The organism is Flavobacterium aquicola (genome assembly GCF_003385115.1).
Taxonomy (GTDB): domain Bacteria; phylum Bacteroidota; class Bacteroidia; order Flavobacteriales; family Flavobacteriaceae; genus Flavobacterium; species Flavobacterium aquicola.
The window spans coordinates 367,072-392,074 of record NZ_QUNI01000004.1; the positions used below are offsets into that span (position 1 = coordinate 367,072).

Sequence of the window (25,003 nt, forward strand, 5' to 3'; positions counted from 1 at the left end):
GCAGGCTGTCATTAAAATCATAATCATTAAAATTATTCTATCCCTTTTTGATCTATCAAATAAATAAGTGACGTCATAGTCGCTGCACCAAGTTCTAACTCTCTTTTATTAATTGCATCAAACTTATCATTTGCTGCATGATGGTAATCAAAATAACGCTGAGAATCTGGCTTTAATCCTGCTTTGACAATTTTATTTGAAGTTAAGTGACCAATATCCGCTCCAGCGTGACCAATTGTAAAACTATGAACTAAGTAAGGTTCAAAAAAATCTTTAAAACCTTGTATCTTTTTAAAGTTAACATCATCCGCTTCAATAGAAAAACCTCTTGGAGTAAACCCGCCAGAGTCACTTTCTAAAGCAAAAATATGATTTTCATTCTTTTGTTTTGAAGCTTCTTCATATTTAGCACCGCCTTTACCCCCATTCTCTTCATTCATAAACAACACTACACGAATGGTGTTTTTTGGCTTGTAATTTAGGTTTTTAAGAGTACGAATTACTTCCATACTCTGTACTACTCCTGCGCCGTCATCATGAGAACCATCAGCTAAATCCCATGAATCAAGATGGCCTCCTACTACCATAATATTCTCAGGATGTTCTGTACCAGTTATTTCACCAATTACATTATGAGACAAAACATCAGGTAATGTTTCGCAGGATTGTTTGAAATAAAACTTTAATGCTGGATTATTTTTTAGTGATTCACTCAATAATTCAGCTCCGTTTGTACTGATAGCTGCAGTCGGGATGTATTTATCTTTTGGCAAATCACCATAACTTTGTGCTCCAGTATGCGGGAAATCATCTAAACGCAAATTCATTGAACGAACAATAGCACCAACAGCACCAAATTTTGCAGCTTCTTTTGCGCCAGCAAATCTTTGATCTACACAAGCTCCATAAGAGATAAACGTTTCAATATTTTCAGGATTCATAGGTCTGTTAAAAAACACTATTTTTCCTTTTATTTTATCACCTAATGCTTCTAAATCCTTAATTCCCTGCACCTCAATAACCTCTGCAGTAAGGCCGGTTTTTGCAGTGGCAATGGAACTGCCTAGAGCGCAGATCGGCACCGTAGTTTTGGTTTTATTATCTAAAATATATGCGGTTTCCTTTTCTCCTCGCACCCAATGAGGCACCATTACTTCCTGTAGATAAACCTTGTCAAGACCTAATCCCTCCAATTGCGATTTTGTGTATTCAACAGCCAGTGCTGCATTGGCAGATCCTGACAAACGGCTTCCAATATCATTAGATAAATATTCCAGCCAAGAATAACATTTTGATTCGGTTAAGGCTTTTTTATAAAATAGTTTAATGTTTTTTTCATCATTTGATTGTGCAAATGAGGTCAATCCGTTTAAAACTAAAGCAGTTAAAAGAATTGTTTTTTTCATAGGTAATGTTCCTTTATCGGTTATTAAGACCCTTTTTTGGGGTAAGACAAAGAAACGAAATTAAACAACCAAAAGGAATTTATCCGATGACTTTTCTCAAAACCTAAATTTATTTTATCTCAATAATCTTATTTTTTAATCCAATACCATTTTCATTAAAAGCTTCAATCGAGAAATAATAACGCGTCCCTTTATCTAAACCTCTAAAATCATAAGAGCTGTATCCATAAACCATTATATTATTGTATAATTTATCTGGAGCGATTCCGTAATAAATAGTATAACCGACAGCATCAGTCTGTTTTTTCCATGAAATGATAGCGTTGCGGGAATCAGTTTTATTTCTTTCTACTTTAAAATCAGAAACAGGCTTGGGTTTTTCTAACAGTCCATTTCCGAAAACTCTAAAATCGGAAACTGCAAACAGTCCTGAAGCATTATGAATATTGACCATTTTGATATAACGGGCTTTAATTGATTTTGTTAATTCTACATAATCGTGAGGAATGTCTTTATCGTTTTTTGATTTATCAATTACTAGTGTCCAGTTTTGCGCATCATCTGACATATAGATTTTATACTGATAATAAATATCCATAGCTTTATTGTACTGAGTTGCTTTATGATCGGCATAATTGATCTGCAGTGCCATAATTTCCATATTTCTGCCTAAATCAAGCTGTAACCACTCACCTGCTTCATTTGTAGTTGCCGACCAATAGGTCTGAATATTTTCATCGGTTACATTCGAAGCGTCGTAACAGATTTTTTCAAAAACTTTTTTGCCTCCATTATCCATTCTGTGTGTTTCGACATCTTTACATTCCTCGGAAGATGAAACTGTCACCGGTTTTTTATACGATAGCAGCATCCAGCCAGAAGAAGCTCCTTTGGTCTGGTCACGCTGTCCTGTAGGTAGTACAATTGGAAAATCACCATAAGAAGTAATAGAATACATAACATCATCTTTGTCAAATCCAGCAGGAAACATATCAATTCTTCGTTCGAAACGGTCTTTAATTGAAATTTTACAAGTTCCCGTATTCCAGTAATTACCATAATTATCGGCAAATGTATTTCCGTGTCCGGCACCAATTACAAAACCTCCAGGTTTATACGACATCGGATTATGTTTTTGATAAATAAATGGTCCTAAAGGATTATCTCCCACATGAACACCATTAGCATACCCTTTAAATTCGGTAGCCGGAGCGCCATACTGCATATAATATTTTCCATTGTGTTTGGTCATCCACGCGCCTTCAATAAAATTTCCCCAAGGTGCCGGTTCCATATCATTATTCGGGCCAAAGCGCTCCCAGCCATTTGACGCCGGATCTAAACCCACAACTGCTTTTGCCTGTCCATACGGTTTCTGGATATCCTCCACTTCGGTTGCTGTATAAAGTTTTGCATAATCCTCCTGATTTCCTTTTGGAAGCCAGGTATTATAATCAACCTCAACACCAACCAGAGGCAGTTTTCCGCTTGAACCGTAATACATATACACTTTTTTGTCATCATCCTGAAAAATAGCAGGATCCCATGTTGGCAGCATTGCGGTGTTTACATGTCTTGTCCATCGTCCTGATTTTGGATCGGCTGTTTTCCAGATCGGGTGATCTTTTTTCCATGTTGAACCTACATAAAATAAAGTGTCGTTTACAACCCAAGCCGCAGGCGCACACTGGTCATCATCACCTGGATTTCGCTGAAAACTACCATAAACGAATTTCCAGTCTGACATGTCTTTGCTCCAAAAAAAACCAGCCTGATTGGTAGCAAACAGATAATAATCTCCTTTGTAAGTAATAATCACAGGATCGGCACTTGAACGGCGGGATTCGGGAATGCCATTGTGATTTTGAGTGGTGTAATTGTAACCAATGTTTATTGGATTACAATACGTTGTGGCTGGTTTATTAGGATCAAACCAGTCTGTTTTTCCGCCAACAGTATTATTTTGAGCTTCTGTACTGGCTGTAAAACCAATCAAAAAAAGCAAAAGCATTATCGAATACAATTTATCCATTTTTGTTCTATTTATATTAATGACTTTATTTTGGGCTTGTCCCTCCATAAAAAACTACGGGTCGGGCTTTCTGTTCCCGCTTTTTTTCTTTTCAATTGCCTCGGGTTTAAACCCGAGGCAATTGAAAAGAAAAAAGAGCTCCACTTCAATCCCTCACGCGAAAAAAAATAATCTGAAACAATCCAGTTTGTTATAATTGAAAAAAAGCCCTTCGTCTAACCAAAACGAAGGGCAAATCAAACTACTAACTAACCAAATTTAATCGACCAAATTGAACTTAACTTTTTTATCTGCGTTTGAGTTTCCTCCAATAAAAACTTCAAACTGACCTGATTCAGCAACAAATTTTAAATCTGAGTTATAGAATTTTAAATCTTCTATAGTGATATCAAATGTTACTGTTTGTTTTTCTCCCTTTTTAAGCGTTATTTTCTGGAATCCTTTAAGTTCTCTAACGGGTCTGGTTACAGATCCAACAACATCTTTAATATACAATTGTACTGTTTCTTTTCCATCATAATTTCCGGTGTTGGCAACTTCTATACTAACAGTTACTTTTCCATCAGCATTCATTTTATCCGATGAAATTTTCGGGTTTGAATATTCAAAATTGGTGTAACTCAATCCGTAGCCAAAAGGAAATAAAGGTTCATTTCTTTCGTCCAAATAATTAGATCTGAATTTCTCGAATTTACCTTCTGTGTTAGACAAAGGTCTTCCTGTATTTTTATGAGCATAATAAATCGGCACCTGACCAACACTTCTTGGAAAAGTTGTCGTCAGTTTTCCTGAAGGATTTACATCACCAAACAAAACATCGGCGATGGCGTAACCCGCTTCGCTGCCGGCAAACCAAACATTTAAAATTGCAGGAACTTTAGCATTTTCATCATTTAAAACCAATGGACGGCCGTCAAATAATACTAGCACTACAGGTTTTCCTGTTTTCAATAATTCGTTTAATAAATCTTTCTGCGCCTGCGGGATTTCCAGATTGGTACGGCTACTGCTCTCTCCGCTCATCTCTGCAGATTCGCCAAGTGCGGCAACAATAACGTCGGCTTGATTGGCAACTTTCAAAGCTTCGGCCAGCATTTCTTCTTTAGAGCGTTTGTCTCTGTTTAAGGTTTTGCCAAACATTGTGGCATTTGTCTCAAAAGTTTCATCATAATCCAGATTGCTTCCTTTGGCATACAGTACTTTTGTCGATTTACCTGCTACTTCCTGAATTCCTGCCAATAATGAAATACATTTTTCTCCATTTGTAGCCACGCTCCAAGTTCCTGACATATTGTTTTTAGCATCCGCCAATGGTCCAATAAGTGCAATAGTTCCCGATTTTTTCAGAGGCAATAACTGATTTTGATTTTTTAGCAAAACCAATGACTGCGAAGCTGTTTTTCTGGCTTCATCTCTGCTGGAAGCGGTAAAAATTTCAGTTTTTGCTCTTTTTTCATCACAATATCTATAAGGATCTTCGAATAATCCTAAATCATATTTGGCATTCAAAATAAGAGTTACCGCATTATCGATCTGCTCAATAGTAACTTTCTTTTCATCTAATGATTTTTTCAAAGTTGTCAAGAATCCTTCACCAACCATATCCATCTCAACTCCGGCATTCAAGGACATAGCTGTTACAGTCTGCAGATCGCCCATGCCATGTGCAATCATTTCGGGAATACCTGTAAAATCAGTCACGACAAAACCTTTGAAACCCCATTGTTTTCGCAAAACATCTGTCATCAGCCATTTATTTCCAGTGGCGGGAATTCCGTCAACTTCATTGAAAGAAGCCATAACCGATCCTACTCCGGCATCGACTGCCGCTTTATAAGGCGGAAAATAATCATTGAACATTCTGATATGGCTCATATCAACTGTATTGTAGTCACGACCCGCTTCTGGCGCACCATACAAAGCAAAATGTTTAACACATGCCAATATTGTATTATTCTTCGAAAGGTCATGCTGCTGATATCCATTTACCATCGCTTTGGCAATTTGGCTTCCCAAATATGGATCTTCCCCAGAACCTTCAGAAATCCTTCCCCAGCGCGGATCGCGGGAAATATCTACCATAGGAGAAAAAGTCCAGTTGATTCCGTCGGCACTTGCTTCCTGAGCGGCAATTTCAGCACTTCTTTCAATTAAATTCATATCCCAAGTACAAGAAAGTCCAAGCGGAATCGGGAAAGTAGTTTCGTAACCGTGAATAACATCCATACCAAAAAGCAGCGGAATTTTTAAACGGCTTTTTTCAACAGCTATCTTCTGTACTTCTTTAATTTTCTGTACCGATTTTATATTGAACAGACCGCCCACTTTTCCTTCTGCGATATTTTTTGCAACATTAGAACTGTTTGCCTGTCCAGTTGTAATATCTCCCGATGTTGGCAGATTCAATTGTCCCAGCTTTTCTTCCAAAGTCATTTTGGATAACAGCTCGGCAACGAATTCGGTTTTAGGTTTAATTTTTACCGCATTTTTGGTGCTCTTTTTTTGGGCATAACCCAAAACAGCACATCCTAAAAAAAGTACGACTAATGTATTTTTCATTCTGAAATTTTTATTTATTTATTTTTTATCTGTTTAAACATCCAGTTGTAAATCTCCGGACTGTCGTAAACTCTTGTCCAGCTATCGTGACCGGCATCATCAAAAATGGTCAGTTGAACATCTTTGGCACTGCATTTTTTTAACTCTTTGTAAACCGAAATGGCATAATCTACTTTTACAACATCGTCAAGCAGGCCATGAAAAATCCTAGTTGGAATATTCGCAATTTTACAAACTCCTTCAAGCTGAATCAGATCTACAAATCCTGAAATTGGTACAATTGCTGCAAATTTATCAGGATATGAAAGCGCAAGATTCCAAGCTGCCCAGCTTCCAGAACTTAAGCCTGTAACATAGATTCTATCTGAATCAATATTATTTTCTTTCTGGATTTTTTCAATCAGTTGATAAATCGATTCGATATTCCAATTTTCATCTTCTTTGCATTGCGGTGCTAAAACATAAGCATCCAATTCATGAGTTTTCAAATACTTTAAAGGCCCGTGAATTTTGACTTTTTCAATGTCAGTTCCTTTTTCACCGTCTCCGGAAATAAAAACTATTAATGGCTTCTTATCTTTTATATTGGCCGGTTTATGCAGTACAAATCCTAGCTCATACTTTATTTCAATTACTGTTTTTATCTTTCCTGTAGTTTCGCTCTGCGAAAAACCCAGCAGTGAAAACAACAATAACAGCAGCGTTATTTGAAATTTCATCTGCATCTAAAATCCATATTTACCAGAATGAAATCCAAGATTTGTCAAGCCTTGTTTTACCTCTGGTGCATTCATAAATAACTTCCATATTATACCTGTGCGGTAGTTCTCAATCATTGGCGCTATTGTTCCTTGATCTATTGCGAGATAACGAGGTGTAACCCAATTATACTGCGGGGAGAATGCGTCATAAGGTCCAGCAATTCCAACATAAGTACTTTTCTTTTCATCGTATAGATAATGCAAAAATTTCATGCTCTCTTTTGGAGTATATGGAAAAGAAGACAATGCTGCTGTCGGCGTAATTACTCCCAAATCATTATCGGTATCATGAGCTGAATAACCTGTTGTTCCGTCTGGATTTCGAGAATAACTGGCCGTAAGTCCCCAGCATTTTTCAGAGTAACCGTTCCAATTTTTTGGATTTGCGACGCAGTGGCTGTAAATGATTTTTGCCTGATTTTGAGTTAATTCCCAATAATTAGCATATTTATCAGACAATTGCGAAGGGTCTAATCCTAAATACGAATACTGCGCCCAAAACAATGGTCCTGCATTTCCGCTGACAGTATTATATTTGAAAACCAATGGAATTCCGTATTGTGTTTTTCCGGTTGCTATTGTTCCGTTTCTTGTCCAGCCTTCGTGATAAGCTGCTGCAGGAATTGGATGAGTTGTTGAAGCGGCTCCCAAAATATAAGCGATTAAACACTCGTTGTATCCTTCTAATTTGAATTTCATTTCCCATTGATAAGTAGGAGACCAATGCCAGTACATTGCATTTTCGCTGTTTGTGTACCAGCTCCATTCTACACCTTTCCAAAGATTATCAGCTTTTGAAGACAATGCTTTTTCCTGAATGCTACCATTTTTGAAATATTCCCGTACGGCAATCAATCCTTGGCACAAAAAAGCAGTTTCAACAATATCGCCGCCGTCATCTTTATTCCCAAAAGAAATAGCTTTCCCTGTAGATCCATCTATCCAATGCGACCATGCTCCGTGAAAACGATCGGCTTTTTCGAGAAAATCCATTGCTGTAGTCATTCGGGTAACGGCTTCGGCTCTTGGAATAAATCCTCTTTCTATTCCAACTATCAAAGACATTAGTCCAAAACCTGAACCTCCAGTGGTTACTTTATTAGCTTCGAATCCAGGATTATCAGTATGATAACGTTCTCTTCCCAATTTTGAATTGGATTCTGCATAATCCCAAAAGTACTTTATAGCATCTTTTTGAACCTGATCCATTGCTTGTTCATCTGTCAAAGCAGTTATTGGTGCTGTTGGAGTCGTAGGCAAAGGCGTACCTCCAGTATTCCCTTCCGATGGAGTTGATGATGAGCATGAATTAAAGAAATTCAAAAAAATCAATACGAATAAATGACTTTTCATTTTTATAAAATTTAATGGCTAAAAAAATACACACCTGATTTCTGAACAGAATCAGGTGTGTAAAATGAATTCTTATCTATTATCTTTTTCTAATTTGTATAAAAAGCGAACATCGCTTGGAATAAGAGCAATATTGTAAATTCTGAACTCATCTAATAGTCCAGCGTAACTAGTCGCCCAATCTTGCTGACCTCCATTATTCTGAGGTGGCGTCGTTTCAAATTGATGTGTCCCAAAAACAATTTTCCCGTTGGTTCCAACCATTTGAAAATCACCGTACTTCGGAGCACCATTCATATTATCAATACTTCCAGGATTATCAGCATACAAAACAGCTGTTCCATTTACTCCCTCGGCAGGTGCATACGGGAAACTGCCTAAATTACTTGCTAACTCACCGTTTATGTATGCAGATATTGTACTTTTTGCTGCATCATAAGAAAAAACAACATGTATCCATTTGTTTAAACTATTATCGATATTGACAATAGCTCCCTGTCCTCTCCACGCAACACCATCTCTTCCGTTCTCTAAACTGAATTTCAAACGAATACGATCTGGATGAGCTCCGTCCGGGTTTTCTAAAAATACGTTTAATCCTCCCCAAAACTCAGTTGGACGAACTACTGTAAAAATACCCTGAGCACCTTTTCCCTGACCTGGTGTAGCGGGATCGACTGTATTGGCTGTATTCATCCAAAAAGAAAACGTAAAACTATTTAAGGAAGTAATTGCGGTACTGGCATTACCAACAAAATAACGGTCTTGGGAACTTGACCCCATGTATGCATTTCCTTTTGCCCCTTCAGCATAACCAATATTTGTTTCCAATGGATTGCTGATATTACCTTTACTGTCAGTCAAATTGTTTTCGAAGCTAAATTTGGAAACTAGATTTTCAGCAGCAATTTCATCAGAGCTGTCATAACCTCCAATTGGCTCGTAAGGAATTGGATCATTTACCTTATCAATACTTTCCTCGTTACAGCTTACAAAAAATTGCATGGCTATAACCGAAGCAAACAAGAAAATATATTTATTTTTTTTCATTTTACTTTTTTTTAAATTAATTATAACCAGGATTTTGCTGAGATAATCCGCCTGCTTGTCTAATAAATGTTGCTGGAATTGGAAACAGTTCATTTTTCCCTTCGGTAAAGGTTTTGCCATTAGGAAAACTAGGACTGATATCAGCAGCAAAAGCTGCTTTAGCCTGCCCTGTACGTACCAAGTCAAAAAATCTATCGTGCTCAAAAGCCATTTCTACTCTTCTTTCTCTCCATATTGCCATTCTGATATCTGACTGAGAACTAAAAACCGTATTTGCTAATCCTGCTCTATTTCTAATTTGATTTAACAACGGTATAGCCTCATAAGTTTGTCCTAATTCATTAAGAGCTTCAGCTTTCATTAATAAAACTTCAGCATATCTTAAGTATTTAATATTGGTATCAGTTTCCCAAGCATCAGTAAAAGTAGATGAGTATGCTTTATAATTATATCTTGGATTTTCAACCGTTAATGGTACGAATCTTCCATCGTATAATGTAGTCCCTGCGAAAATGATTGTAGCATTTTTTCTTTTATCTCCTGCTTCATATGCATTTACCAAACTTTCTGAAGGAGTATTAAAACCCCAGCCCCATCCACCGGCACCTCTCGCACCTTGTGTATTGGAATATCCTTCAATTCCTTTAATTGGTACAGCCCCAACTCCATTAATTTCAAAAATTGACTCAGGGCCATTTTCTCCTGCCAATTGAAACATTGAAGCATAATCCGGAACAATAGAATAGCCGGTAACTAAATTACAGTTGTCTATTACTTTTTGCCAATTTTTTTGATATAAATTGACTTTTGCCAGTAAAGCATAAGCAGCACCTTTTGAAGCTCTGGCTTTTTCAGAAGATGAATATTGTGATTTTAATGGTAAAGCAGCAATTGCATCATTAAGGTCATTTTCGATATACGCATAAACTTCAGCAGATGATTTTCGCGTTGACAGCATAATTCTATCTGCTTCAGATGATGGATTCGGCAAATGATCTATAATAGGTACGCCTCCATAACATTTAACCAAAGTAAAATACATAAAAGCTCTTAAGAATTTAGCTTCTCCAATTAATCTGGTACGCAGAACTGGATCTGCCTTATCCAATTGAGGAATTATATTTAAAGCCTGATTACATCTGTTTATTCCAGCATAATTAGCAGTAAAAGTACTTTCTGCAGAAGGATTTGATGCGTCATATGTTAATGCATCCAGTACATCTTTATCAGTACCTGTATCACCTGGAGACGATCCTTTATCAGCATCATCAGAAGTAATACTTGAAAGACCTATCCATCCGAATGAAGTCATATCCCAATTTAAAAACTTATTATAAATTGCTGTAACAAACGTAGTGGCACCTGCATCATTATTAAACAATTCTGTATCTTTTGTAGAAATAGACTCGGTTTGGTCTACATCTAAATAATCGTCTGCACAACCTGCAAAAAAGAATGTTGAAAATACAAACGCTGCTATATATATCTTTTTCATTGTATTAAAATTTTAAATTAGCACCAATAACAAACGATCTCAAAGTAGGATAAGCATCCAACTCAACTCCTTGTGTTTTAGTAGGTTCCCCGTCACCTACTAATTCAGGAGAGAAACCAGAAAATTTTTGGGTGATAAAAGGATTAATTGCATTTACATATAATCTGCAGGAACTAACCCAGCCATCTTCTTTTATTGGCAGTTTGTATCCTAAAGTTATATTGTTAATTCTAAAAAAATCACCTGATTCCAGATAATAAGTAGATGCAACAGGAACTTGATTGAACGGTCCAGGATTTGTTGCTGAGGTATTATTAACAGTCCAAAAATCTGTTGCTAATGAATCTTCGATATTTTCTCCGCTAAAACGCTGTGCTTTTTTTCCATTATATACCTTTGCTCCAGCAGTACCATAACCATCCACTGACAGGTCAAAGTTTTTATAGTTTACCCCTAATGTAACTCCATATGTAGATGTCGGCATAATAGAACCTACATATATTCTATCAGTGTTTAAATTCAAAGCATCCTGAGTAACTTTAGCTCCAGCTGCATTATAGTACAGCATTTTACCATTTGCTGCATCTATACCTGCATACTCATACATATAAAAACTACCTAAAGGCTGCCCAACAGAGGTATCATCTAAAATCTTGGTGTTTTGTCCATTTCCTAAATTACCACCATCCTGAATTGATAAAAAGACTTTTTTTGTCCCTGTTAATTCATTCTTATTGTTTGAATAATTTCCACCGACCCAATACGATAAATCATCATTTATTTTATCATCCCAGCGCAAAGAAATTTCATACCCTTTGTTCGAAACTTCGCCGACATGTCCTGCAGATTCATAAGTGATTCCACTTGTAGTAATGGGCTTAGTATATAAAATAACATTATTGGTATTTTTATCATATACATCAAATGTTCCTTTTAATCTGCTATCTAATAATTCAAAGTCAAGACCAATAGAAGTTTCTTCTGTTACCTCCCAAGATAAGCTTGGGTCAATCTGAGAATTAATGGTTGTTCCTTCATTTAAAATTGAACCTCCTAAATAACTGCTTAATCCGGATGCATACGATTGATTGTTAAGCGGTACATTTTGATTTCCTAATCTACCCCAGCCTCCTCTTAATTTTAACACATTAATTGCTTTTATATCTGCCATAAAACTTTCTTTGGTAATAATCCATCCTAAACCAAAAGCAGGAAAATTACCCCAACGATAATCTTTTCCGAAATTTGAAGATCCATCACGTCTGATTGTACCTGTAAGTAGATATCTATCTTTCAATTTGTATTGAAAACGTCCAAAGTAAGAAGCCAATCTTAATTCATTAAATGTTTCATCTCTATAATTAGTTATATCATCTCCTGCGTAATTCACATCTTTTAAAGACCAATAATTAGCATTAGGATTCACATTTCTTCTCCCTATAGTTAATTTCTCTCTAGATCCTTTAACTGATGTCTCAATTCCAGCTGTTACCTCAACATCATGAATGTCAGCAAAAACCTTATTATAAGTCAAATAGTTTGATAAATTCCAATTAAAATATTCTTCTCGTCCTTTTGTTAAGAAATTAATATTTTTATCAGCCGGATAAATAATTGTGCTTAATTGCCCAGGATTATTACTTGATTCCCAGATTGCCTTAGTATCCTCATAATTATAATTTTTCCAGTTATAATACTCCCCATTAAACTGAGAAGTAAATTTCAAGGATTTAATTATTTCATAATCTAATTTCAATCCGCCTTGTAACAAAACGCTTTTTTGCTTTTCATCAAAATAATTCAGTTGAGCGACAGGATTTCCAACATTATTGAATGATGAACCAGATGTACTTGCAAACCCGTCAGCTCCAACCCATGAAACGCCATACTGGCCATTTGGAAAATAAACTGGGACAATAGGAGATTGTTTATAAGCATTTGTAAACGCACTCAATGGTTTTGGGACCGATTTAGTAGAACTCAAACTAAAATTTTGATTAATAGTCAACTTTTTAGAAAGTTTAAATTCATTATTATTTCTGAAAGTGACTCTATCGTAATCTAAGCCAAGCAGAATACCTTTTTCAGAATAATTACCTAAACTGAAAAAATATTTAATATTCTCCGTAGAACCAGATATGGAAGCATTATTTTGAGTATAAGTCCCTGTTCTGGTAATCTCATCAAACCAATCTGTATTCACTGGCTGATCCTGAGAAAATTTGGTGGACTGTAAAGCGACATTTGAATAATGTGAGTATTTATTACTTCCTGCCATTTTTACTTTCTTCAAAGGCTCTCTAATTCCAGCAAAACTTTCAATTTCTACAGAAATTTTATCACCCTTGCCCTTTTTAGTAGTAATAATAATCACACCATTTGCAGCTCGAGTCCCATAAATCGCCAATGCTGATGCATCTTTTAAAATTTCATACGAAGTAATGTCATTTGTATTAATATTATTGGTATTCTCTGTTGGCATTCCATCTACAATATACAAAGGGTTTTTTCCTCCCAATGCAGTACCTAATCCACGGATTACAACCGAAGGCATACTTCCCGGTGCATCTGAACTGATTACCTGAACTCCAGCGGCTTTTCCCTGAATAGCCTGCGAAGCATTCATTACTTTAGTTCTAGTAATCTCCTCCGCTTTTATAGAAGAAATAGCAGTCGTATTATCTACCTTCTTTCTTGTACCATATCCAATAACTACTACTTCTTTAAGAGCAGTGTCTTCGGATTCTTTCATTGTAATAGTCATTAGCGTCAGTTTTGCTGCCACTGATACAGACTCAAAACCCACTAAACTAATTTTTAGTATATCGCCTTCTTTGGCATTGATACTAAAACCACCATCAAAATCAGTATCGGTTGAAGCATTTCCCGAGACAACAAATGCTCCAGGAACTCCAAGTCCGGTCTGATCTACTACTTTTCCTTTGATTACTTGACCAGACATATATGCTGGAAGCAGAATGAGTGCTAAAAAGCTAAAAATAAAATTTCTCATAGGTTTGTTAAACGTTTTAAGTTAGTTCAGCTAAATTAACTAATTACAACGTTGTAGTAGAAGAAGTGACACTACTACATGAATACATCAAAACATGTTTTTATTTTCATAAAGCCTTGTTTTAAAGGTGTTAACAAACCTACCAGAAAGTACGTCAAAGAACAATGATGTAGCAATGATGTATTGTTTTAATGCAAAAATTATGCAAAATAAATATATTATTAATAAAAAAACACTGATATTTATATAGATAATAAAAATTTAGAAAGTATTTCTTCTTGAGAAAGTCCAAGTTTCTTCCTTAAACGGTAGCGATGCAGTTCTACTCCTCGAAAAGAAATATTCATCATAGGAGCAATTTCCTTAGAGGAAAGATTCATTTTAAGGTAAACACAGAGTTTAATATCCTTAGAAGTCAAATTTGGATATTGTTTCGAAAGAGCAATAATGAACTCATTATTTATCTGATTTAGATTAGTCTCAAAGACCTCCCATTCATGCTTATTAACAGCATTAATCTTTATCGCTTTTTTAATTTCGCTTTTTAGCTTATTGAAATCTGATTCGGAGTCTAATATATTTTGTATGTTTTCAATCATTTCACTCTGCTTAGCAATAGAAAGTGATTTACCTGCTACTTCTGAAGATTTGGACTGAAGTTCCAGTTCCAGAATGTGTTTTTCATATTCCTGTCTGTTTAACTCATTCTCGGCTTTCAATTCCATTTCAAGAATTTCTCTTTGATGCTTTAACTCTTCTTTCTGCAGTTTAAGCTTCTGAATGTATTTCATCTTATTCCATTTGTAATAAAGATATAAAATGAGTCCAACCACAATAAGATAGACACAAATCATCCAAAATGAATAATACCAGGCATTGGCTACCGAAAATTGAAAATCAGCAGCTTTATTATAGCGCAGTCCGTCATTATTATAAATCGTCACTTCATGAGAACCACTGGTAAGATTGTTCAAAAGCACCAATCCTTCTTTTATTGGCACATATTCCTTTGTGCCGTTTAGCCTGTAAAACAAATCCGGTTTCGAAGCTCCGTAAACCCCTGATATCACATCAATTCTCAACTCTGAATTGTGTTTAATTTTAGAATTGTTTTCGACTAAAACACCATCATTAAAAGCTTCAATCTTTACATTAGCTTTTTCATTAGTATTATCCTTTAAATCCAAAGAAATAAAACCGTCATCGAGATTCAGCAGATAGTTATTTTTATCTTTAAAAATCTTAAGATTGTCATTGATGATTTTTCCTTTATAATATTTCTCCTGAATACTGTTTCTGATGAACTTAGATCCTTTAGCATAAATATGATACAAAAGCCCATCCTGAAGTACCATAAAATGGTTTTCATCGATAGAAACAATATTGGAAACATTTTTGAAATTATCATTAAACAATTGATTAGCTTCCAATTGATTAGTGAGAGAATTAAATGTATACCAGGAATTATTTATCAAAAAGAGGATTTCATTTCTAAACTCAAATATTTTAACCCCAAAGTCATTGCTTATTTTACTGCGCTGAGTTACATTATCGGGTTTTATGGTTTCATAGGCATCATTGTATAAAATACGATATAAACCTCTATTAATATCTGCTGCCCAAATTTCATTCTTCCTGTTTTGGGCAAGATATTTAATTGGTCTCAGCAATCCTTTTATAGCTTGCTTTTCCTGTAGATTATTGGCATCATTATAAATAACAACACCGCTGTAAGTAGCCTGCAGATAGGAATTATTAATAGCACTTTTAGCTAGATTCCATCCGCCGTTTATTGTACTTAGTTTGCTGAATACACCATTTTTATAAATATATGTTCCTTCATTATGTCCGATAAGATACTGATTGTCTATTTTACTAATAACCCAAGCCTGTCCTTGCGTACTGGGAATTAAAGAAAGCTTTTTCCTTTCATACTTAAAAACACCATGATTAGAAGCCATCAAATACCCCTGCGGCGTACTCGCTACTGAATAAACCGAACCTAAAATACCTGAACTGTCATAAAATATCGAAATCGGGGAATTTACTTCGATGTGAGCGATTCCGTTATCAAGACCCAGCCACAAATCATTTTCCTTGTCCTGCCCAATACTCAAAATAGAATTATTCATCAAAACATTATTCCTATTGATGTTTTTATGAGTACCGTCTGTCAAGTCCAGGATATAAACACCATTATTTGCGGTACCAATAATCAGTTTGTTGTTTTTGATGAATTGAGCAACATTAATATTGGCAGATTTTAAAATTTCATTTAATTCATTTTTCCAAGGACTCAGAATATTATTATCTAAAACATAAACTCCATGCTTTTTGGTAAAAAAATAGGTTTTTCCCTGATGCTTCTGAATAGCATGTATCACATTGTTTTCTAAAAGTGATAAGCCTTCTACTTTTTCAATCTCTACATTATTTAGTCTGTAAATTCCTTTTTCTACAGATGCAATCAACAATTCATTGTCAACAACAAAACAATAGGAAACCAAAAAAGGGAACTTTATTTCTTTAATCACTTTTCCGTCATATGCAAAAAGACCATTAAAGGATTGAAAATAAATTTTATTATTAAACTTAAATATCTTCCATATTTCGTCATTATTATTCTTTTCATCAAAGACTTTCCTTCCTTTGGAAATAGAAACATAATGCATCTTGGCATCTTTTCGGTACCAGTAGCCGAACTCCTGATAAGAACCCGAATAAATTTTATCTCCTTCGACCATTATAGATCGGATTATTGTTTTATTAGGCAGTTTATATTTCTCCCATTTTACACCATCATACCTAAGTAAATAATTATTGTTGGCAAAATACATTACATTGTCTTTTCCCTGCACAGCATTCCAAATCTGGTTATCACCCTGATAATCCGATTTGCTGTAATTTTCAACAAAAGGAAGCAGTTCCTGGGCAGTAAGCTGTATTGACAGGAAACAAAAAAAGAATATACAGAATAATTTAGTTTTCAAAATGTTAAAGTTTTTATCAAATATAATTACATTTCTTCAATTAAAAACACAAAAAAAGCCTCTGTAAACAGAAGCTCTTTGTTGAAACATTTATTATCTTTTACTTTAAAAGCAAACTATATACCTGATTAGCAATTTCGATTTCCTCATTCGTAGGAACAACCAAAACTTTTGTTTTTGATTCTGGTAAATTAATTTCCCTGATCTCTTTAGAACGAATTTCGTTTTCGGCATCGTTCAATTGGATACCAAAAAAGTCCATATCGGTACAAACCAGCTTTCTCATATTGGCTGAATTTTCACCAATTCCTGCAGTAAAAACAATTGCATCTAAGCCGTTTAGAGCTGCAGTATAGGAACCAATATATTTTTTTATTCGGTAGGCATTCATTGCCAAAGCCAATTGGCAATCCTTATTTCCCTGCTCGGCATTGGATTCAATATCTCTTAAATCGCTATATCCCGTCAATCCAAGCATTCCGCTTTGTTTTTGCAATAAAGTACTAACTTCATCTACAGTATAATTCAATGCTTTCATCATATAAAACAATACAGATGAGTCAATATCCCCACTTCGAGTTCCCATAATCAATCCACTAATTGGTGTAAAACCCATCGAGGTATCAATACATTTCCCATCTTTCACAGCAGTAATACTACAGCCATTACCCAAATGCACAGTAATAATATTTTTGAACGGTTTATTTTCTGATTTTAGATATTGAATTGCTTTTTCTGAAACATATTTATGAGATGTTCCATGAAATCCGTACACTCTAAGTTTATTCTCTTTTAAGAAATGAGTAGGAATCGCATATTTATAAGCCACTTCAGGCATAGCCTGATGAAAAGCAGTATCAAAAACAGCAACTTGTTTGGCATCTGCAAAAATTTCTTCGGCAACAATAATTCCTTCTAAATGAGCAGGATTATGCAGAGGAGCTATATCGCATAACTTTCTTATTTCTTCTTTAACTTCGGGAGTAATCAAAGTTGTATCCGAAAATGAGCTGCCACCATGCACCACTCGATGCCCTACAGCTATAATCTCTTTAGTGCTTTTTATAACTCCTTTCTTATCATCCATCAGCAATTGAGCGATTTTATTGAGCCCAATTTTATGATTAGCGATTGGCAGAATTTCTTCTACTTTATCAGTTTTGGTTACATAACTAAAATTAGAAGTTTCCAGACCAATTCTGTCAATCATTCCTGAACAGACCACTTCGCCAGAAGGCATTTCAATTAGCTGATATTTTATAGAAGAACTCCCTGAGTTTATTATTACTACTTTCATTTTTTTTTTAAGTTGGTAAGGCACTAAGCCACTAAGTTACTGAGCTATTTTTAAAAACTCAAAATATTTTTTAATTAATTATAATCCTTGTGCCTGAATTGCCGTAATCACAACAGTGTTAATTATATCGTCTATTGTACAGCCACGGCTTAAATCATTTACAGGTTTATTTAATCCCTGTAGCATTGGACCGATAGCTAATGCTCCTGTTTCTCTTTGTACTGCTTTGTAGGTATTATTTCCTGTGTTCAAATCAGGAAAAATCAATACACTGGCATGACCTGCTACTTCAGAATTTGGCATTTTGCTTTGTCCAACTTCTAAATCGACAGCGGCATCGTACTGAATTGGCCCTTCTATTTTGAGATCTGGACGTTTTTGCTTCACTATTTCAGTTGCAGTTCTAACTTTATCCACTTCATCACCTTTTCCAGACGAACCTGATGAATATGACAACATCGCAATTTTTGGTTCAATTCCAAAACCGATACTTGAATCTGCGGACGAAATTGCAATTTCTGCCAATTGTTCAGCAGTAGGATTTGGATTGATTGCACAGTCTCCAAAAACAGAAACACGATCTTCCAGACACATGAAAAATACTGAAGATACTACTGAAGAATTTGGTTTGGTTTTAATAAACTGCAACGCTGGTAAAATAGTGTGCTGTGTCGTATGTGCAGCACCTGAAACCATTCCGTCAGCATGGCCTTTGTATACCATCATGGTTCCAAAATAAGAGACATCCTCCATTAAATCCCTTGCCATACCTGGAGTTACATTTTTGGCTTTACGCAATTCATAATACGTATTTACATAATCATCATAATTTTCAGACTCGATTGGATTGATAATCGGCACTTTGGCAAAATCAAAATCTAAACCTAATTCTGCCACTTTATTTTCTATTTGTTTTTTATTTCCAATAATAGAAATATCAACAACATCCATTGCTAACAGACGAGAGGCCGCAATAATAATTCTTTCATCACTTCCTTCAGGCAGAACGATATGCTTTCTATTTGCTTTGGCTCTTTTCACCATGTTGTATTGGAACATTTTTGGTGTCATTCCTTCTGATTTGAAAGCATTAAATTTATCGATTAGTGTATCTAAATCAACATATTTGTCAAATGTATTTATCGAAGTTTCTATTTTTTGAATATTTTTAGCATAAATTTTCGGCTTAATATTCCCTATTTCATTGGCAATATGATAAGTACCTCTTTCTACTGTTATAATTGGTACTATAGATGAAAGTCCTTCTATCAATTTCAAAATACTGTCTTCGGGTATTATATTTCCTGTCAAAACAATCCCCGAAACTGTAGGGTAATTTGCAGATTCATTTGCCTGCAATGCTCCAAGAATAATATCGGCTCTGTCTCCTGGAACGATAACAAGTGCATTGTCTTTAAGATGCAGCAAGTAATTTCGCAACTGCATCGCTCCAATGCTATAATTACCAATCTGATTGTTTAAATACTCTTGACCAAACAATACTTTGGCATCCAATGCTTCAATAATTTCCTGTATTGTAGGATTACTCAAACTGCCAATTATTGGGATGGAGTTGATAAGAACTGAAGGCGGTAAACTTTTCTGCAAAGCCGTTGAAACCAATTCCAGATTCTGAGGCTGTACTTTATTGGCAATAACTGCCAAAACTTCAACTTCTTTTATTTTAAATGAATTATAAGCTAAATTCAGATTATCAACTAATTCCTCCAGAGTTTTTCCTTTTCCAGAACCTACAATAATAGTTGGGACTCCAAGATTTTTGGCAATGAGCACATTCATATCCAGCTCAATAACTGTCCCTTCGCCTGTAAAACTGGTACCCTCTACCAAAATAAAATCAAAACGGTCTTCCAGTTTTTTATATTTTTCAATAATTAAATCAACAACATCACCTAATTTCCCGTTATTTTTTTTCTTGATTAATTTACTTTTTGTAATTGCATAAGCATCTTCATATTTAATATCCAAATCGAAATGAGAAAGTACCATCTCGATATGAGTATCTTTTTTCCCCTCTTCATAATCTTCAATAACTGGTCTAAAATAACCCACTTTTGCAGTCTTCCCCAAAAGCATTCTCAATAACCCTAAAGTAATTATTGTCTTGCCGCAATTCTCTTCAATAGTTGCGATATATATAGCCTTCTTCATATTATAAATTTTATTTTTAACCTTTATATTTGTTGCAAAATTAGAAGTTTAATTTCCTTATAAATATGACCAAAATCAGTTTAAAATATAAAATTAAAGAAATTAAAACCATTTTCGTCTTTTAAAATAAATTACCATGCCCACTACTGTCAAAACCATAAAACCAATTACAAAAAAATAACCATTAGGCTCGCGCAGTTCCGGCATATTATCAAAATTCATCCCATAGACTCCCACAATAAATGTTAAAGGGATAAATATGACCGAAATAATGGTAAGCGTTTTCATTATCTCATTCATCTTATGCGTTTGTGCTGCAAAGAAGAAATTAGATGCACTTTCCAATGATCCCATATCCGATTCTATCTGCTCCAAAAGCTCTAAACATTTTTGATGTAATCTGGAAAAGAAAGTAAAATTTTCTGAATCAATTTCATTAAATACATCGTCTTCCTGAATACTTTTAATATCGTACAAAGAATCCCGTAACGGAATAATAGAGCGTTTCAGAAAATTAAAATTATCTCTGTGCTTTTCTATTTTTTCTAAAATAATAGGATCTGCACTGTTTTTGGTAAGATCAATTAATTCTTCTATTTTATCCTCTTCATTTTCAATCGTTATGTAAAAATTCCCAATAATTGCATCCAATAAAATATACAGCAAATAATCGGCTCGTTTGGTACGGACTATTCCAGAATTGGTTCGAATTCGTTCACGGATGTGGGTAAAAAAATCACTCCGCTTTTCCTGAAAAGACAACAGAATTCCTTTTTTCAATAAAAAACTAATCTGCTCAACCCTAATTTCATCCGAATCCTCTTTTGGCAGCATCGATTTTATGTTAAAGAACAATACATCTTTCTCCTCTTCCACTTTGGTTCTTTTGGAAGTGTTTAAAATATCGGCCAGCATAAAATTGTCGATTTTAAAATAATCAGCCACTTCTTTAAGCAAGCCAACATCATTTAAACCATGAATATTCAGCCAATTCGTTTTATTTAAATCAATGTGTTTTTCTAAATTACTAATAGTTCCGTTCTCGAATTCAGAAACCATACAATCGTTATATACAAACAACTGCATTTCAATCTCTTTGTTTTTGTGCAGACCGGTATACTCAAGTGTATAAGGCTGTAATCGTTTGCCTTTCTTATACTTTATCTTTCTCATAAACTATTTTGTGTAGTAATATTACGAAAAACATTCCGAAAAGGAAATAGCAATTAGCATTTTGATTGAAAGGTTTGAAAATAATAGCTACATTTATGAATATAAATCTGCTTTAAAATTTATTCTGCAAATGACTCACAAAATAAAAATTTCGATTCCAAAACCCTGCCACGAAAATTGGCTTGAAATGTCAGTAACAGAAAAAGGCAGATTTTGTGCCAATTGCCAAAAAGATGTTATTGATTTTACATCCTGCTCTGACAAAGAAATTTTGAAATACTATAATCAAAATTCCAAAATATGCGGAAGATTTAATAACAACCAAGTGAATCGTCTTATTAGTATTCCCAAAGAAAAAAACACTTTTTGGCTGATAACTGCTTCAATATTTGCCTTTTTTGGACTTGGCAGTCCAATTGTAAAAGCTCAAGAATCCATTAAAACGGAACAAGTTGAAAAACAAGAAACAAACGAAAAGAATGTTGAAGTTCAAGAGGAAATACCATATCATGGCATAGTTTACGATGAAAACAAACTCCCACTGCCTGGAGTAAATGTTATGATTAAAGGAACCAAAATTATAACACATACTGACTTGGATGGAAAATTTTCAATAAGTGCAAAAAAAAGAGATATTTTACTATTCTCTTATATTGGCTATAATACTGTAGAATTTAAGGTTAAAAATAATCCTGAAATTGCTATCAAAATAAAAGCTACTTCAATGATGCTGGGTGAAGTTGTAATAGAACAATAATACACTAAATTTGTTCAACAAAAAAACCGAGCCATTTCTGACTCGGTTTTTATATTATTTAAAGAGTAAATTATTTTACTTCTTCGAATTCAACGTCTTCAACATTGTCTCCTTGCGATTGAGCTTGTGGCTCAGCAGCAGCTTGACCTTGTTCTCCTTGAGCATACATTGCTTCAGTAGCTGTTTTCCAAGCTACGTTCACATTGTCTAATCCTTTTTGGATAGCCTCAAGATCTTGAGATTGGTGAGCCATTCTCAATTCTGTTAAAGCATACTCGATAGCTGTTTTGTTTGTATCTGAAATTTTATCTCCCAATTCTTTCAATTGACTTTCAGTTTGGAAAATAGTACTGTCAGCTTCGTTTAATTTCTCAGCTCTTTCTCTAGCGATTTTGTCAGACTCAGCGTTAGCTTCAGCATCTTGTTTCATTCTTTCGATTTCTTCAGAAGTTAATCCAGAAGAAGCTTCGATACGAATATCGTGAGATTTACCAGTTCCTTTATCAGTAGCAGTTACTTTGATGATACCATTAGCATCAATATCAAAAGCAACTTCAATTTGTGGAACTCCTCTTGGTGCTGGCGGGATACCATCTAAGTGGAAACGACCAATAGTTTTGTTATCAGCAGCCATTGCTCTAGCTCCTTGCAATACGTGAAGCTCAACAGATGGCTGAGAATCAGAAGCAGTAGAGAATACTTGAGATTTTTTAGTTGGGATAGTAGTGTTAGCTTCGATAAGAACAGTCATTACACCACCCATAGTTTCGATACCTAAAGATAATGGAGTAACGTCAAGTAACAATACATCTTTTACATCTCCAGAAAGAACTCCACCTTGAATAGCAGCTCCAATTGCAACAACTTCATCAGGGTTAACTCCTTTAGATGCTTTTTTACCGAAGAATTTTTCAACTTCTTCAACGATTTTTGGGATACGAGTAGAACCTCCAACCAAGATAACTTCGTCGATATCAGATACAGATAAACCTGCATTTTTCAACGCTTTAGCAACTGGTGCCATAGAACGTTTAACTAATGAATCAGTTAATTGCTCAAATTTAGCTCTTGATAATTTTTTCACTAAGTGTTTTGGTCCAGAAGCAGTAGCAGTTACGTAAGGTAAGTTGATTTCAGTTTCAGCACCAGAAGACAATTCAATTTTAGCTTTCTCAGCAGCTTCTTTAATACGTTGTAATGACATTGGGTCAAGACGCAAATCAATACCTTCTTCAGCTTTAAATTCGTCAGCTAACCAGTCAATAATTTCGTGGTCAAAATCATCTCCTCCTAAGTGAGTATCTCCATCTGTAGACAATACTTCGAATACACCGTCTCCTAATTCAAGAACAGAGATATCAAAAGTACCTCCACCTAAATCGTAAACAGCAATTTTTTGATCAGTTCCTTTTTTATCTAATCCATAAGCAAGTGCAGCTGCAGTTGGCTCGTTGATGATACGCATAACTTTAAGACCAGCGATTTCACCAGCTTCTTTTGTAGCTTGACGCTGTGCATCATTAAAGTAAGCAGGAACAGTAATAACTGCTTCAGTAACTGTTTGACCTAAATAGTCTTCAGCAGTTTTTTTCATTTTTTGAAGAGTCATTGCAGACAATTCCTGTGCAGTGTATAAACGACCGTCAATATCAACACGCGGTGTATTGTTGTCTCCTTTCACTACAGAATAAGGAACTCTTTTTGCTTCTTCAGTAACTTCAGCAAAAGTGTGTCCCATAAAACGTTTAACAGAAGCAATAGTCTTAGTTGGATTAGTTACTGCTTGTCTTTTAGCAGGATCACCCACTTTAATTTCTCCACCTTCAACAAAAGCGATGATAGATGGTGTAGTTCTTTTTCCTTCTGCATTAGGAATAACAACTGCTTCATTACCTTCCATTACAGAAACACAAGAGTTTGTAGTACCTAAATCAATTCCGATTATTTTACCCATTTTTAATATATTTAATTTTTATTATATACTTAGTTTTATAACTCGAAGACTCAAAAGCAATCACTGTGCCAATATAAAAAACCGAGTAAATTGTCAGTTTATAATAAAATTGGCCGAAAACAATATGACAACATGACATTTTCAAAACATGACATGCTATTTTGAATTGTCATTGTGCAAGAAATGAATCTGCTTGAGCTATTGTTTATGTACTTTTTTTAATTCAAAAAAACATTGACTATATCACAACTTAATTTCTTTTCCATAGAGGCTTAATAAATCTAATTGATAATGTGAAATTCTTTTCAGACAGATTATAATTTAAAAACACCAACCATTATCTAGACCTACTTACTTCTAGTGAAATAGTATCATTTAAACATCCAAAATTTACATAATTACCACAAAAATCACTCACTGACAATATGTTATAAAAAATATATTTAAATTTGTTTATAACCTTAATAAAAAAATATCATGAAAAAAATAACTTTATTATTTGTTTTTGCATTATCGTTTAGCCTTTCAAATGTTTACGGACAAGCCAGAGAAGAATTAAACTTTGGACTCTTAGGTATTAATTATGAAATTCCTGTCCATAAAGATATTACTATTGCTCCTGGCATTGGAACCAACTTTGATTTAGATTGGCTGAATCTAGGCGTTAAAGCAAACTATTATTTCGATAATGTATTTGAAATTTCAGATCCTGCATGGGATGTTTATGGCGGTGCAAATCTTGGATACTCCGTTTACATGGGCGACAACGATCACGACGAAAGTAATATTAATCTTGGGCTTCAGGTTGGCGGACGCTGGTTTTGGAATGATAAATGGGGTGTATATGTCGAGATTGCCGGTGGAAATGTTTCTGGTTTATCACCCGCAATTGGATTGACACTTAAGTTATAAAACAAATCACTTGTTAACACAATAAAGCTTTGACATGCTGTCAAAGCTTTATTTATGGAAAAAGATGACACCTCGAAAT

15 protein-coding genes are annotated in these 25,003 nt (G+C 34.8%); 2 read left to right on the forward strand and 13 right to left on the reverse strand.

All coding sequences use genetic code 11. From position 1 onward, the window contains the following. Positions 1-32 precede the first annotated feature (32 nt). The 12 genes from C8P67_RS09140 to corA all read right to left on the reverse strand — a co-directional run bounded on the left by C8P67_RS09140 (position 33) and on the right by corA (position 21,301). On the reverse strand, positions 33-1,406 hold the full coding sequence (locus C8P67_RS09140; RefSeq protein WP_115812562.1) for a M20/M25/M40 family metallo-hydrolase: 1,374 nt from the start codon (positions 1,404-1,406) through the stop codon (positions 33-35). A 109-nt stretch (positions 1,407-1,515) separates the two neighbouring features. Then, positions 1,516-3,438 (reverse strand): family 43 glycosylhydrolase, encoded by a 1,923-nt coding sequence (locus C8P67_RS09145; protein WP_115812784.1) that lies wholly within the window; start codon positions 3,436-3,438, stop codon positions 1,516-1,518. Positions 3,439-3,696: 258 nt separating this feature from the next. Next, the gene (gene bglX / locus C8P67_RS09150; protein WP_115812564.1) at positions 3,697-5,997 is read right to left on the reverse strand and encodes a beta-glucosidase BglX; all 2,301 of its coding nucleotides are present in this window, start codon (positions 5,995-5,997) and stop codon (positions 3,697-3,699) included. Positions 5,998-6,011: 14 nt separating this feature from the next. Further along, a complete protein-coding gene (locus C8P67_RS09155; protein ID WP_115812786.1) occupies positions 6,012-6,716 on the reverse strand; it encodes a carboxylesterase family protein in 705 nt (234 codons plus the stop codon). Between the two features lie 6 nt (positions 6,717-6,722). Next, positions 6,723-8,111 carry a glucoamylase family protein gene (locus C8P67_RS09160; protein ID WP_115812566.1) on the reverse strand — a complete coding sequence of 463 codons (1,389 nt, stop codon included), beginning with the start codon at positions 8,109-8,111 and terminating at the stop codon, positions 6,723-6,725. Between the two features lie 72 nt (positions 8,112-8,183). After that, positions 8,184-9,161: a LamG-like jellyroll fold domain-containing protein gene (locus tag C8P67_RS09165; protein WP_170141437.1), complete on the reverse strand. Its 978-nt coding sequence runs from the start codon at positions 9,159-9,161 to the stop codon at positions 8,184-8,186. A 16-nt stretch (positions 9,162-9,177) separates the two neighbouring features. Next, a complete protein-coding gene (locus C8P67_RS09170; RefSeq protein WP_115812570.1) occupies positions 9,178-10,656 on the reverse strand; it encodes a RagB/SusD family nutrient uptake outer membrane protein in 1,479 nt (492 codons plus the stop codon). A 4-nt stretch (positions 10,657-10,660) separates the two neighbouring features. Beyond that, the gene (locus C8P67_RS09175) at positions 10,661-13,669 is read right to left on the reverse strand and encodes a SusC/RagA family TonB-linked outer membrane protein (protein ID WP_115812572.1); all 3,009 of its coding nucleotides are present in this window, start codon (positions 13,667-13,669) and stop codon (positions 10,661-10,663) included. 242 nt (positions 13,670-13,911) lie between these two features. Next, the gene (locus C8P67_RS09180) at positions 13,912-16,659 is read right to left on the reverse strand and encodes a helix-turn-helix and ligand-binding sensor domain-containing protein (protein WP_115812574.1); all 2,748 of its coding nucleotides are present in this window, start codon (positions 16,657-16,659) and stop codon (positions 13,912-13,914) included. A 100-nt stretch (positions 16,660-16,759) separates the two neighbouring features. Further along, on the reverse strand, positions 16,760-17,956 hold the full coding sequence (locus tag C8P67_RS09185) for an acetate/propionate family kinase (protein WP_115812788.1): 1,197 nt from the start codon (positions 17,954-17,956) through the stop codon (positions 16,760-16,762). Positions 17,957-18,034: 78 nt separating this feature from the next. Next, entirely contained in the window at positions 18,035-20,128 is a 2,094-nt protein-coding gene (pta, locus tag C8P67_RS09190) for a phosphate acetyltransferase (protein WP_115812576.1), read from the reverse strand. Between the two features lie 102 nt (positions 20,129-20,230). After that, on the reverse strand, positions 20,231-21,301 hold the full coding sequence (gene corA, locus C8P67_RS09195) for a magnesium/cobalt transporter CorA (protein WP_115812578.1): 1,071 nt from the start codon (positions 21,299-21,301) through the stop codon (positions 20,231-20,233). A gap of 130 nt (positions 21,302-21,431) precedes the next feature. Between corA and C8P67_RS09200 the strand changes: the two genes are divergently transcribed. Further along, positions 21,432-22,058, forward strand: a complete 627-nt coding sequence (locus C8P67_RS09200) for a carboxypeptidase-like regulatory domain-containing protein (RefSeq protein ID WP_147298215.1) — start codon at positions 21,432-21,434, stop codon at positions 22,056-22,058. A gap of 70 nt (positions 22,059-22,128) precedes the next feature. Here C8P67_RS09200 and dnaK read toward each other — a convergent pair whose 3' ends face one another. Further along, on the reverse strand, positions 22,129-24,012 hold the full coding sequence (dnaK, locus tag C8P67_RS09205; RefSeq protein ID WP_115812582.1) for a molecular chaperone DnaK: 1,884 nt from the start codon (positions 24,010-24,012) through the stop codon (positions 22,129-22,131). A 477-nt stretch (positions 24,013-24,489) separates the two neighbouring features. Between dnaK and C8P67_RS09210 the strand changes: the two genes are divergently transcribed. After that, positions 24,490-24,924, forward strand: coding sequence for a hypothetical protein (locus tag C8P67_RS09210; RefSeq protein ID WP_115812584.1), 435 nt, complete (start codon positions 24,490-24,492; stop codon positions 24,922-24,924). Positions 24,925-25,003 lie beyond the last annotated feature (79 nt).